The sequence below is a fragment of the Streptomyces sp. NPDC093801 genome (assembly GCF_040701585.1).
GTDB lineage: Bacteria > Actinomycetota > Actinomycetes > Streptomycetales > Streptomycetaceae > Streptomyces.
Window position 1 is genome coordinate 164040 of the sequence record NZ_JBFBDP010000013.1, and the last position, 12105, is coordinate 176144.

Here is a 12105-nt window from a genome sequence, read left to right on the forward strand (position 1 = left end):
ATGGCCCCGGAACAGGTGTTGGACCGCCGCCGGGGCCGGGCCGCAGGCTCGTGGCATGCCGCAGGAAACCCCGCTCATGGCCGTCACGGGCACCACCCTCGTCCTGGCCGCCCCGGCCCCGCCCCCGACCTCCGCCCCGCCCGGAACCCGCACCCGGACCGGCACCCCGCCCGGAACCCGCACCCGGACCGGCACCACGCCCCCGCCGCCACCCACCGCCCCGGCAGCGGGACCCGCCCCGGCCCACGCCCACACCCACGCCCCGGCCCCGGCCCCGGCAGCGGGACCCGCCCAGGCGCCCGCCGGAGCCCCCGCCCCGGGGGCGTCCGCCCACGAGGGCCCGGCCGGCCGGACGGACGCGGCCCGGGACCCCGTCGGCACCCGTGCCCGGACCGGCTTCCTCGGCCCCTACGCCCGGCTCTTCGCCGTCCCCGGGGCGCGCGGGTTCACCGCCGGGAACCTGCTCGCCCGGCTCCCCATGGGCATGTTCGGGATCAGCGCGGTGATGATGATCTCCGGGCAGCGCGGCTCGTACGCCCTCGCCGGCGCCGTCACCGCGACCGGCATGGCCGCCACCGCCGTCGTCGGGCCGTGGACCGCCCGTCTCGTCGACCGGTACGGGCAGGCCCGGATCGCCGTACCCGCCACGGTGGTCGCGGTCCTCGGCTCCCTCTCCCTCGTCCTGTGCGTCCGTACGCAGGCCCCCGCCTGGACCCTCTTCGCCTCCTACGCGGCCACCGCCACCACCCCCAACATCGGCGGCATGTCCCGGGCCCGCTGGACGCACCTGCTGCCCCGCTCCGCCCACCACACCGCGATGTCCTTCGAACAGGCCGCCGACGAGCTGTGCTTCATGCTCGGCCCGGTCCTCGCCGCCTTCCTGTGCACCGCCGCCTTCCCGGAGGCGGGCACCCTCACCGGGGCGGCGCTGCTGCTCACCGGCATGCTGGTGTTCACCGCGCACCGCGCCACCGAGCCCCCGGCCGGCGGGGCGCCCCGGGCCGCGGGAGGCCGGTCCCCGCTGCGCGCCCTGCTCCCCCTCCTCGGCCTCTTCGTCGCCACCGGCCTGGTCTTCGGCTCGATGGAGGTCTCCTCGATCGCCCACCTCTCCGCCCTGGGCCGCGGCGGCACGTCCGGCCCGGTGCTCGCGCTCCAGGCGGCGGGCTCCTGCGCGGCCGGACTGCTGTACGGGGCGCGGCGCCCGAGGAGCCTGCGGACCTGCCTGGTCGCGCTGGCCGGCGCGATGGCCCTGCCCTGGGCGGCGGCCGCCACCGGCTCCCTCGTCGCGCTGGCCCTGGCCCTGCTGCTGGCCGGGATGTCCACCGCGCCGGTGATGGTCACCGCGATGGGCCTGGTCCAGTCCCGCACGCCCGAGGGCCGCCTCAACGAGGGCATGACGCTGGCCGTCACCGCGATCCTCGCCGGCATCGCGGCCGGCTCCGCCACGGCGGGCCTGGCCGTCGACCACCTCGGCACGGGGACCGCGTACCTGCTGCCGGCCGCCGCGGCACTGGCCGCACTGCTCATCGGAACGGCGGCTCCACGACCGGGCCGTTGATCGGGATTTCATCCGGCTGCCGGGTGACGCCCCTCGCGTGGGTCGCACCCTTCCCTGTCGCGATCGGCCATAACTGGGGAGGCCTTCCCCCAGCACCCTTCCCTTCGCGGAGGAACCCCCCTTGTCTGCTTCGCGTTCCGTCTCCTCGGCCCTGATCGTCGCGGCCGTCACCGCGTCCTGCCTGATGCCGGCCGGGCCCGCCCTGGCGGACTCCCCGCACGTCCGCTTCTCCCAGCCGTACGTCCCCTCCATCGCCCCCGGGAAGACGGGCCGCGTCGTCATCGCGGCCCTGAACGGGGCGGACCCGGCGCACAGCGGCACGTTCCGGATCACCGCCCCGGAGCGGACCACGTTCCCCGAGGCCCGGTTCTACTGGGACGGACAGCGGGCGGCCGGCTCCTGCACCCGGTCGTCCGACGCGCGCCGGCTGACCTGCTCCGCCGGGACCCGCGCGGGCTTCGCCTTCCCGGCGAACACGCAGACCCGGCTGGCGGTTTCCCTCGCCGTGGACGCCGCCGCCCCCGAGGGCACGACGCTGGACGGCGGCGAGTGGTCGGACGGTGAAGGCGCACCGGCCCTCTTCGCCGTGGCCACCCCGGTGCGCGGCCCGAAGGGCGACGACGGCCCGCCCGGACACGACGGCCACGACGGCCACGACGGCAAGCCGGGCCACCACGGCAGGCCCGGCCGCCCGGGCCCGAAGGGCGACAAGGGAGACAAGGGCGACACCGGCGAGCGCGGCCCCAAGGGCGACCGCGGTGACACCGGAGAACGCGGCCCGAAGGGCGACACGGGCCCGGCGGGCGGGCCGCGAGGCCCCAAGGGGGACAAGGGGGACAAGGGGGCCACCGGCGAGCGCGGCGCCAAGGGCGACCGGGGCGACACCGGCGACCGCGGCCCCAAGGGCCACACCGGCGACACCGGCCCGAGGGGCCCGGAGGGCGACCGGGGCCCGTCCGGCCCGCAGGGCCCCGAAGGACCCCACGGCCCGAAGGGCGACCAGGGCCCGAAGGGCGACCAGGGCCCGAAGGGCGACACCGGCCCGGCCGGAGGCCCCCGGGGCCCGAAGGGCGACCGGGGCGACCGCGGCCCGGCCGGACCGCAGGGTCCGAAGGGCGACCGGGGCAAGCCCGGCGACTGCAAGTGCGGCAGCCACCACGGCGGCAAGGACGAGCACCACGGCAAGGGCGGCAAGGGCGACCACCACGGCAAGGGCGGCAAGGACGGCCACGGCAAGGGCGACCACCACGGCGAGGGCGGCCCGAAGGCCCGCGTCGTCACCTCCGGCCAGGGCCTCGGCATCCGCTCCGGCCCCGGCACGGGCTACGGGAAGACCGGCAGGCTCGCGGCCGACACGGTCGTCGCGCTCCAGTGCAAGGTCGACGGCGAGCAGGTCGACGACAACGCGATCTGGTACAAGCTCGCCGACGGCCGCGGCTGGATCGCCGCCCGCTACGCGCTGAACCTCAACAAGGTCCCGTACTGCTCCTGACCACCGCTCCCGACCGCCCGCACCGCCGCCGCACCCCGCCGCCCCGCACCAGCGGCGGGCCGGCGGCGGACCGGGCATGGCGAAGGCCCCGCAGCCGACCGGCCGCGGGGCCTTCGCCCGCTCCTCCCGTCACGCGGGCTTCGCCCACTCCTCGCGCAGCATCCCGAAGAGCACGCGGTCGTAGCGCTCCCCCGCCACCAGCACGGCCGCCCTCAGGCGCCCCTCCTCGCGGAAGCCGAGCCCCGTGAACGCCCGCACGGCACGCTCGTTGCCGCTCCAGGTGTCCAGCTCCAGCCGGTGCAGCCCGTACGCGCCGAACAGGTGGTCCACGAGCACCCGCGTCGCGTCACGGCCGTGGCCGCGGCCCCAGAACTCCCGCTCGCCGATGGTGACGCCCAGGGTGGCCACCCCGAGGTAGGGGTCGAGGTCGCGGTAGTCGGCCATGCCGATGACCCGCCCGCTCTCCAGGTCCTCGACCGTGAACACGGCCGACTCCCTCGGCACGAGCCGCAGCATCCGTTCGAACGCGAGGCCCACGGCCTCGGCGGTGACCGGCCCGAAACAGGGATCACCGGCCGAGGCCAGGCGCACGACTTCGGGGTCGTTGCGCCACCGCAGGTGGTGCTCGGCGTCTTCGGCGCGCAGCGCGCGCAGTCTCACCAGGTTTCCTTCGAACATCGCGCAACCCTAATCGATCATGGTGGCCGGTCAAGGGACAGCGCACCACACGGGCTCCGCACATGACGAAGGCCCCGCAGCCAACGGCTGCGGGGCCTTCGCCCACATGGGATGAGTGGAGATGGCGGGAATCGAACCCGCGTCCAACGGTGCAGAAGCAGGGCTTCTCCGAGCGCAGTCCGCTGCGCTTTTCTCGGCCCCGGAGATCACACGGACAAGTCTCCGACGGGCTCAGTCACTGTTTGGTTTCCCTCCAACCCCCGTGACCGGGGCTAGAGGTTTAGATCCCTTGTTGACGCCAGGATCCGGACCGGGACCACTTCCGGGCTGACGCTCCTCACAGAGGCTTCAGCTCACTGTTATTAGGCAGCGAGGGTGAAGCGGGAGTTATCGCTCTTGGAGTTGGCGATTATTTTTTGCGACATGTGGTTAGCGAGATCATTGCCGCTTCCTCGGCTCGCTTCCCCTGCATCGACATCCGCTGTCGAAACCGATCATCCCCATGTTGTTTTTTCAAGCTGCGCCGCCCCCTGGGGGGTGGTGCTGACGCCATGGTACGCGAAGTGGACCACCGCGTGCCAGGAGATTAAACCGTGCCCCGCTGCTTGCGGCGGATCGCGGAGATCGTCCGCTGGGTCTCGCGCGTGTCCTGCTTCTCGCGCAGGGTCTGGCGCTTGTCGTACTCCTTCTTGCCCTTCGCCAGCGCGATCTCGACCTTCGCGCGGCCGTCCTTGAAGTACAGGGCCAGGGGCACGACCGTGTGGCCCGACTCCTCCGCCTTGCGCTCCAGCTTGTCGATCTCCTCGCGGTGCATGAGGAGCTTGCGCTTGCGGCGGGCGCTGTGGTTGGTCCAGGTGCCCTGGCTGTACTCCGGGACGTGGACGTTGTACATCCACACCTCGCGGCTCTCGACCGACACGAAGCCGTCGACCAGCGAGGCCCGGCCCTGGCGCAGGGACTTGACCTCGGTGCCCGTGAGCACGATGCCGCACTCGTAGGTGTCGATGATCGCGTAGTCGTGCCGCGCCTTCTTGTTCTGGGCGATCAGCTTGCGCCCTTTTTCCTTAGCCATAGTGCGGTCATTTTCGCACTACGACCCCACCCCGAGGCCACCCAATACCGCCCGTGCCCGCTCCTCGGCCCCGTCACCGGCGGCCAGGTCCGGGGTGATGCCCCCGCCGTCGAGGCTGCGGCCCGCCGGAGTGCGGTACGTGCCGACCGTCAGCTCCGCCACCGCGCCGCCCGGGAGCTGGGTCGGCATCTGCACGGAGCCCTTGCCGAAGGTGCGGGTGCCGACCGTCACGGCGCGGCCGCGGTCCTGGAGGGCGCCGGTGAGCAGCTCGGCCGCGCTCATCGTGCCGCCGTCCACGAGGGCCACCAGGGGGCGGGCCGTGTCCCCGCCCGGGGCCGCGTACAGGGCGCGCTCGGAGCCGCGTACGTCGTACGTCGCCACGAGCCCGCCGTCCAGGAAGGCGGAGGCCGCGGTGACCGCCTCGGCGACCAGCCCGCCCGGGTTGCCCCGCAGGTCCAGCATCACCCCGCCGCCCGGCGGGGCCTCGCGGACGGCCTCCTTGACGCGCTCGCCCGAACCCCGGGTGAAGGAGGCCACCTTGATCACGGTGATGCCGCCCGCGAGGCGGCGCACGGTCACCGGGTCGGCGCGCAGCTCCTCCCGGCGGACGGTCTCGGTGAGGACGGCGCCGTCCCGGCCGAGGCCGAGGACCACCGGGGTGCCGGCCTCCCCGCGGAGCCGGGCCACCACGTCGGCGACGGGCAGGCCGGTGACCTCGTGGCCGTCGACGCTCAGCAGCCGGTCGCCGGCGCGCAGGCCGGCCCGGGCGGCGGGGCTGCCGGGCTGGACCCGGTCGACCTCGATGCGGCCGTCGGCGCGGCGCCCGGTCCAGAGCCCGACGCCGGTCCAGCGGCCGTCGAGGTCCTCGGCGAAGGCGGCGTACTCGCCCTGGTCGTAGACGGTGCCCCAGCGGTCGCCGCTGCGGCTGACCACCTCCTGGGCGGCCTTCTTCCCGGACTTCCCCTCGGCGACGGCCTCGGCGGCGGCCCGGGCGACGGCCTCCCGGTCGGCGGTGCCGGGCGCGGGGGCCGGCGGCAGGCCCCGCTCCGGCTCCGCGGTGCTCGCGAAGGCGGTACGGCCCTCGTCCGCCTCGGGGGACCCCCAGCACCCGGTGGCTGCCGCGGCGCCCACGGAGACGGCGAACACCAGCGTTAAGAAGGCCCCGCGACGCAGGTCACGGGGCCGGAGACAGAGAGCGGGCAGACCCGGCATGCGGCCGAGTCTAGGACAAGCCCCGCCGCCACAAGCGGGGTTGACCGTACGCACCAGGGGGCGCTCGTCACACCTTCAGGTACTTGCGCAGTGCGACGAAGGCCGCAAGGGAGGGCATCAGGAGGCCGATGACCAGGACCAGGGGGAGCTTGGTGAGGACCGCGTCCCAGCCGATGAAGTTGATCAGCTGGAGCTTGTCGCGGAGCCCGATGCCGTGGTCGATCACGAAGTACTGGCCCGCGCCCAGCATCGCGCAGGCGAAGCCGGCGCCGATGAGGCCGGCCACGGCCGCCTCCATGATGAACGGCACCTGGATGTAGAAGCCGGAGGCGCCGACCAGGCGCATGATGCCGGTCTCCCGCCGACGGCTGAACGCCGAGACGCGCACGGTGTTGACGATCAGCAGCAGCGCCACGATCAGCATGATCATCATGATGCCGAGGGCGGCCCAGTTGAGGGTGCCGAGCAGGGCGAAGAGGTTGTCGAGCTCGGTCGACTGGTCGGCCACCGACTGGACCCCGTCGCGGCCGGCGAAGGCGGAGGTGATGACCTCGTACTTCTCCGGGTTCTTCAGCTTGACCCGGAAGGAGTCGGGCATCTGGTCGGGGGTGACGACGGAGGCCAGGGCGGTGTGCCCGAAGCGCTCCTTGTAGTGCTTGTAGGCCTCGTCCGAGGACTCGTACATGACGGTCTGGACGAGGGCCATCTTCTTGAGCTCGCGCTCGATGCCCTGCTTCTGGTCGGGCGTGACGGCGCCCTTGGAGCAGGGCTTGCCGTTCCCGGCGGCGGGTGCGGCGGGGGTGCCCGGCGCCCCGGCGGCCGCCGGGGCGCTGCCCGCGGCGGCGTCGATGGCGTCGTTCTTGGTGCAGAGGTAGACGGTGACGTTGACCTTGTCGTACCAGTACCCCTTCATGGCGCTGACCTGGTCCCGCATGAGCAGGGAGCCTCCGAAGAGGGCCAGCGACAGGGCCACGGAGATGATGACCGCGAAGGTCATGGTGAGATTGCGGCGGAGGCCGACGCCGATCTCCGACATGACGAACTGGGCGCGCATGGCGTCTCAGGTGCCTTTCAGTGCTGGTAGCCGTAGACGCCGCGCGACTGGTCGCGTACGAGTCGGCCCTGTTCGAGTTCGATGACGCGCTTGCGCATCTGGTCCACGATCTGCTGGTCGTGCGTGGCCATGATGACGGTGGTGCCGGTCCGGTTGATCCGGTCCAGCAGCTTCATGATCCCGACGGAGGTCTGCGGGTCGAGGTTGCCCGTCGGCTCGTCGGCGATCAGCAGGGCGGGGCGGTTGACGAAGGCGCGGGCGATGGCCACGCGCTGCTGCTCGCCGCCGGACAGTTCGCCCGGCATCCGCCCCTCCTTGCCGCCGAGGCCGACCAGTTCCAGCACCTGCGGGACGGCCTTGCGGATCTCACCGCGCGGTTTGCCGATGACCTCCTGGGCGAAGGCGACGTTCTCGGCCACCGTCTTGTTGGGCAGGAGCCGGAAGTCCTGGAAGACGGTCCCCAGCTGGCGCCGCATGTGCGGGACCTTCCAGTTGGAGAGCTTCGCGAGGTCCTTCCCCAGGACGTGCACCTGCCCGTGGCTCGCCCGTTCCTCGCGCAGGACCAGCCGCAGGAAGGTGGACTTGCCGGAGCCGGAGGAGCCGACCAGGAAGACGAACTCGCCCTTGGCGATGTCGAGGGAGACATCTCTGAGTGCGGGCCGGGTTTGCTTCGGGTAGGACTTGGAGACGTTGTCGAATCGGATCACGGGTGCACCACGGTCGCCGGGAGTAGGTGTGCGTGACCATACGCGAACGGGCGCGGGGTGGGGACCCGGCATCCTGAGTTGCCCCATTTATCCCCGGCTCCCGGGGGAGTCGGACCGCTCGTGCCCGGACGGGCCGCGCCGAATGTCGGCGGAGCTGGCACAGTGGTAGGGGGAACGGACTCGGTCCCCCTGCCGTTAAGCGTCACGAGGGGACGAGAGGAGGAGCGCATGACAATTGACCGGCTCGTGTGCGCGAACTGCGCCGCACCTGTCAGCCAGGGCCGCTGCCCGGTGTGCCGGGCGAACCGGGAGCGCCTCCAGCAGGAAGGCCCCTTCGGAGGGCTGAATCCGATGGCGCTCATCGTGCTCATGGTGGTGCTGGTGGCCGCGCTGGCACTCGTGGCCCGGACCGCGTAGGCCGCGCCGCGTCCCGATCGCAGGCGGTTCACAGGCGAAGGGGAAGGGCCCGGACACCCACGGTGTCCGGGCCCTTCCCCTCTGTTGTGCCGGGTGCCGCCGCCGTCGGCTAGGCGGTCTGCTCCTGCTGCTTGCGCCAGCGGATGCCGGCCTCCAGGAAGCCGTCGATCTCGCCGTCGAGGACCGCCTGCGGGTTGCCTACCTCGAACTCCGTCCGCAGGTCCTTGACCATCTGGTACGGGTGCAGGACGTAGGAGCGCATCTGGTTGCCCCAGGAGCTGCCGCCGTCCTTGAGGGCGTCCATCCTGGCCTGCTCCTCCTGGCGGCGCCGCTCCAGCAGCTTGGCCTGGAGCACGTTCATCGCGCTGGCCTTGTTCTGGATCTGGGAGCGCTCGTTCTGGCAGGAGACCACGATGCCGGTCGGGATGTGGGTGATGCGCACGGCCGAGTCGGTCGTGTTGACGCCCTGGCCGCCGGGGCCGGAGGCGCGGTACACGTCGATGCGCAGCTCGGACTCGTCGATCTCGACGTGGTCGCTGGTCTCGACGACCGGCAGCACCTCGACGCCCGCGAAGGACGTCTGGCGGCGGCCCTGGTTGTCGAAGGGCGAGATGCGCACCAGGCGGTGGGTGCCCTGCTCGACGGAGAGGGTGCCGTAGGCGTACGGGGCCTTGACCACGAAGGTGGTCGACTTGATGCCGGCCTCTTCCGCGTAGGAGGTCTCGTAGATCTCCGTCGGGTAGCCGTGGCGCTCGGCCCAGCGCAGGTACATGCGCTGGAGGCGCTCGGCGAAGTCGGAGGCGTCGACGCCGCCGGCCTCGGCGCGGATGTTGACCAGGGCCTCGCGCTCGGCGTACTCGCCGGAGAGCAGGGTCCGGACCTCCATCTCGTCCAGCGCCTTGCGGACGGACGCCAGCTCGGCCTCGGCCTCGGCCAGGGTGTCCGCGTCCTCCATCTCCTGCGCGAGCTCGAAGAGCACCGCGAGGTCGTCGATGCGGCCGCGCAGCGTCTCGGTCTTGCGGACCTCGGCCTGGAGGTGCGAAAGCTTGCTCGTGATCTTCTGGGCGGCGTCCGGGTCGTCCCACAGGGACGGCGCGGCGGCCTGCTCCTCGAGCACGGCGATTTCTGCCCTCAGCTTGTCGAGGTCCAGGACGGCCTCGATCGACCCCATGGTCGAGGAGAGGGACTTCAGCTCTTCGGAAACATCGACGACTGCCACGGGTCCAGCGTAGCCGGTCCGCGGACGGCCATCTCCGGCCAGGCCTGGTGAACGTGTTCGGAGGAGGGTGGGTACGGGCGTACGCTCACCGTATGACCGTTCTACTCGTGAAGCGCCGCCATGTGGACCACATGCGTGTCACCACCACGAGCTGTCTGCCGCCGGACCTCGCACAAGCCTGATCAACCCCGATCCGACTTCGGTCCTGTACGCGGCCACGCCCGCCCGGCGCCATCCCTGCCGGCGGTCCGTTCCACGCTGCCCGCCGCCCCGCCATCTCTGGGGCACAGGACCCCGTGACATCCGAAACGGAGCCGTCATGCCGTCCGCGCACCCCTCCTCCAGCCCCTCTTCTTCGCTCGCCGTGATCGACCTCTCCCGGGCCGACGACCCCGCGGAGCGGGACGACTTCCTCAAGCAGCTGCACGCCGCCGCCCGCGACACGGGCTTCCTGTACCTGACCGGGCACGGGATCACGGAGGCCGAGACCGCCCGCATCCTGGAGCTGACCAGGGCCTTCTTCGCGCTCCCGGAGGCCGACCGGCTGGCCGTGAGCAACCTGAACTCCCCGCACTTCCGGGGCTACACCCGCATCGGGCACGAGCTGACCGGCGGGGCCTCCGACTGGCGGGACCAGCTGGACGTCGGCGCGGAGCGGCCCGCGCCGGAGGTCGGACCGGCCGACCCGGCGTACCTGTGGCTGGAGGGCCCGAACCAGTGGCCGCCGGCGCTGCCGGAGCTGCGGGAGGCGGTGCTGGGCTGGCAGGAGCGGCTGGCGGGGGTGGCGCACCGGCTGCTGCGGGAGCTGCTGACGGCGATCGGGGCGCCCGCGGACTTCTTCGACGCGGCCTTCGCGGACCGGCCGCACCTGCACACGAAGCTGATCCGCTACCCCGGATCCGCCCCGTCGGGCGCGGACCAGGGGGTCGGCGCGCACAAGGACTACGGCTTCCTGACGCTGCTGCTGCAGGACGGGGTGGGCGGGCTCCAGGTCGTCCGGGACGGCGGCTTCGTGGACATCCCGCCGATGCCGGGGGCGTTCGTGGTGAACCTGGGCGAGCTGCTGGAGATCGCCACGGAGGGGTACCTGGTGGCCACCGACCACCGGGTGGTCAGCCCGCCGGGGGCGGTGGAGCGGTTCTCGGTGCCGTTCTTCTACAACCCCCGGCTGGACGCGGTGATCGACACCGTGCCCGGGGAGTACCTGCGGTCCGCGCCCGGGGTCGCGCACGACGCGTCGAACCCGCTGCACGCGGAGTACGGCCGCAACGAGCTGAAGGGCTGGGTCCGGGCCCACCCGGCCGTGGCGCGGCGCTGGCACCCGTCGCTCATCACGGCGGCGTAGCCGAGCCCCGGACGGGGCCGGGGGCACCGTCGCGCGGAGCCGTCGCCCGGCCCCGCGCGACGGGCCCTGCGCCCGCCTAGCGCCGGGCCGGAGTGGTGTGGGAGGGGGCGGGAGGGCGGGGGGCCGGGTCCTCGCCGGAGGCGGCGAGCCAGCCGCCGACCCCGACGGCCGCGGCCAGCGCCACCGCGGAGGCCGAGAGGACCAGCCGCCGCTTGCGCACCGCCTCCGACCGGTGCCGGGCGGAGCCCGGCTTGTGCCCGCCGGCCGGCCGGGGCACGCGCGCGGTGCCCAGCGCCCCGCCCGCGAGCTCGTCCGGCGTCGGCACGCGCATGGAGGTGTGCGTGTCCCGGTTGGAGTCCGTCGCGGAACCGGGGACCAGGGGCACCACCCCCCGCCGGCGCACCGGATCCGCGGCGGCCGCCTCCTCGGCGGCGGCCGGGGCCTCCGGTTCCGGCTCCGCGTCGTCCGGCTCGTCCACGTCCAGCGGCGGCAGCCCGGCCAGCAGCGGCAGCAGCTCCCGCAGCCGTACGGACAGCTCCGAGGCCCGCAGCCGCGAGGCCGGCGCCTTGGCCAGGCACTGGACGATCAGCTGCCACAGCTCCTCGGGGATCCCCGGCAGCGGGACCACGGTCTCGGTGACGTGCCGGCGCAGCACCGCTCCCGGGTGTCCCCCGCCGAAGGGGGTGAACCCGGCCAGCAGCTCGTAGAGGACCGTGGCGAGGGCGTATATGTCGACGGCCGCCCGCGGGGGCAGGCCCTCCACTATCTCGGGGGCGAGGTAGTCCGGCGTCCCGATGATCCGCGTGGTCGTCGCCGGCGTGCGGGCCCCGGGCGGCGCGGGGGCCCGGCGGGGGTGGTCGATGAGCTTGGCCACGCCGAAGTCGGTGAGCAGCGCGGGGTGCGCGCCGCCGGGCCCGAGCGGGCCCTGCATGTCGAGCAGGACGTTCTCCGGCTTCACGTCCCGGTGGACGACGCCCGCGGCGTGCGCCGCGGCCAGGGCGTCGGCCACGTCCGCGACGACGGCCACGGCCGCCTCGGGGGCCAGCCGCCGCTCGCGGTCGAGGCGGGTGCGCAGGTCCGTGCCGCGGACGAGGTCCATGACGAGGGCCAGGTCGTTGCCGTCGACGACCATGTCCCGGACGGAGACGATGTGCGGGTGCTCCAGGCCGAGCAGCGCGCTGCGCTCCTGGACGAAGCGTCCGACCAGTTCCTGGTCGGAGGCGAGGTCCTCGCGCAGGAGCTTGACGGCGACGGGCCCGTCCGGCCCTTCTCCCAGCCACACCGTGCCCGCGCTGCCGCGCCCCAGGATCTGGTGCGCTGTGTACCGGCTGCCGATCTTCCGTGCCACGAC

Annotated in this window: 11 protein-coding genes and 1 other RNA gene; 4 read left to right on the plus strand and 8 right to left on the minus strand. The window is 73.4% G+C overall.

The features are described from left to right. The first annotated feature begins 55 nt into the window (after positions 1-55). Both AB0469_RS17395 and AB0469_RS17400 read left to right on the plus strand, forming a co-directional pair. Entirely contained in the window at positions 56-1558 is a 1503-nt protein-coding gene (locus tag AB0469_RS17395; RefSeq protein ID WP_366452243.1) for an MFS transporter, read from the plus strand. A gap of 121 nt (positions 1559-1679) precedes the next feature. Continuing rightward, positions 1680-3050 (plus strand): SH3 domain-containing protein, encoded by a 1371-nt coding sequence (locus tag AB0469_RS17400; protein WP_366452244.1) that lies wholly within the window; start codon positions 1680-1682, stop codon positions 3048-3050. A 129-nt stretch (positions 3051-3179) separates the two neighbouring features. Here the strand turns inward: AB0469_RS17400 and AB0469_RS17405 are convergent, their stop codons facing one another. From AB0469_RS17405 to ftsE, 6 genes are all read right to left on the minus strand, one after another. Further along, on the minus strand, positions 3180-3728 hold the full coding sequence (locus AB0469_RS17405; RefSeq protein WP_366452246.1) for a GNAT family protein: 549 nt from the start codon (positions 3726-3728) through the stop codon (positions 3180-3182). A 113-nt stretch (positions 3729-3841) separates the two neighbouring features. Further along, positions 3842-4230, minus strand: a transfer-messenger RNA (tmRNA) gene (gene ssrA / locus AB0469_RS17410). An 84-nt stretch (positions 4231-4314) separates the two neighbouring features. Continuing rightward, positions 4315-4800, minus strand: a complete 486-nt coding sequence (smpB, locus tag AB0469_RS17415) for an SsrA-binding protein SmpB (protein WP_366452247.1) — start codon at positions 4798-4800, stop codon at positions 4315-4317. Between the two features lie 18 nt (positions 4801-4818). Continuing rightward, positions 4819-6012, minus strand: a complete 1194-nt coding sequence (locus AB0469_RS17420) for a S41 family peptidase (RefSeq protein ID WP_366452248.1) — start codon at positions 6010-6012, stop codon at positions 4819-4821. Between the two features lie 67 nt (positions 6013-6079). Continuing rightward, positions 6080-7066, minus strand: a complete 987-nt coding sequence (gene ftsX / locus AB0469_RS17425) for a permease-like cell division protein FtsX (protein ID WP_042810248.1) — start codon at positions 7064-7066, stop codon at positions 6080-6082. A gap of 17 nt (positions 7067-7083) precedes the next feature. Then, positions 7084-7773: a cell division ATP-binding protein FtsE gene (gene ftsE, locus AB0469_RS17430; RefSeq protein ID WP_042810247.1), complete on the minus strand. Its 690-nt coding sequence runs from the start codon at positions 7771-7773 to the stop codon at positions 7084-7086. Between the two features lie 228 nt (positions 7774-8001). On the opposite strand from ftsE, the gene AB0469_RS17435 reads away from it, so the two are divergent. Beyond that, positions 8002-8190, plus strand: coding sequence for a hypothetical protein (locus AB0469_RS17435; RefSeq protein WP_366452249.1), 189 nt, complete (start codon positions 8002-8004; stop codon positions 8188-8190). A gap of 109 nt (positions 8191-8299) precedes the next feature. On the opposite strand, the gene prfB is transcribed toward AB0469_RS17435, so the two are convergent. Continuing rightward, on the minus strand, positions 8300-9409 hold the full coding sequence (gene prfB / locus AB0469_RS17440; protein WP_366452250.1) for a peptide chain release factor 2: 1110 nt from the start codon (positions 9407-9409) through the stop codon (positions 8300-8302). A gap of 319 nt (positions 9410-9728) precedes the next feature. Here prfB and AB0469_RS17445 point away from each other — a divergent pair, with 319 nt between their 5' ends. Beyond that, complete coding sequence (locus AB0469_RS17445; protein WP_366452251.1) at positions 9729-10754, plus strand: 2-oxoglutarate and iron-dependent oxygenase domain-containing protein; 1026 nt, start codon at positions 9729-9731, stop codon at positions 10752-10754. 76 nt (positions 10755-10830) lie between these two features. On the opposite strand, the gene AB0469_RS17450 is transcribed toward AB0469_RS17445, so the two are convergent. Continuing rightward, on the minus strand, positions 10831-12102 hold the full coding sequence (locus AB0469_RS17450) for a serine/threonine-protein kinase (protein WP_366452252.1): 1272 nt from the start codon (positions 12100-12102) through the stop codon (positions 10831-10833). Positions 12103-12105: the final 3 nt, after the last annotated feature.

Excerpts from the sequence above, each read along its gene's own strand:
- AB0469_RS17435 (WP_366452249.1), top strand. The coding sequence starts at position 8,002 with ATGACAATTGACCGGCTCGTGTGCGCGAACTGCGCCGCACCTGTCAGC.
- AB0469_RS17395 (WP_366452243.1), top strand. The coding sequence starts at position 56 with ATGCCGCAGGAAACCCCGCTCATGGCCGTCACGGGCACCACCCTCGTC.
- AB0469_RS17420 (WP_366452248.1), bottom strand. The coding sequence starts at position 6,012 with ATGCCGGGTCTGCCCGCTCTCTGTCTCCGGCCCCGTGACCTGCGTCGC.
- AB0469_RS17405 (WP_366452246.1), bottom strand. The coding sequence starts at position 3,728 with ATGTTCGAAGGAAACCTGGTGAGACTGCGCGCGCTGCGCGCCGAAGAC.
- smpB (WP_366452247.1), bottom strand. The coding sequence starts at position 4,800 with ATGGCTAAGGAAAAAGGGCGCAAGCTGATCGCCCAGAACAAGAAGGCG.
- AB0469_RS17445 (WP_366452251.1), top strand. The coding sequence starts at position 9,729 with ATGCCGTCCGCGCACCCCTCCTCCAGCCCCTCTTCTTCGCTCGCCGTG.
- ftsX (WP_042810248.1), bottom strand. The coding sequence starts at position 7,066 with ATGCGCGCCCAGTTCGTCATGTCGGAGATCGGCGTCGGCCTCCGCCGC.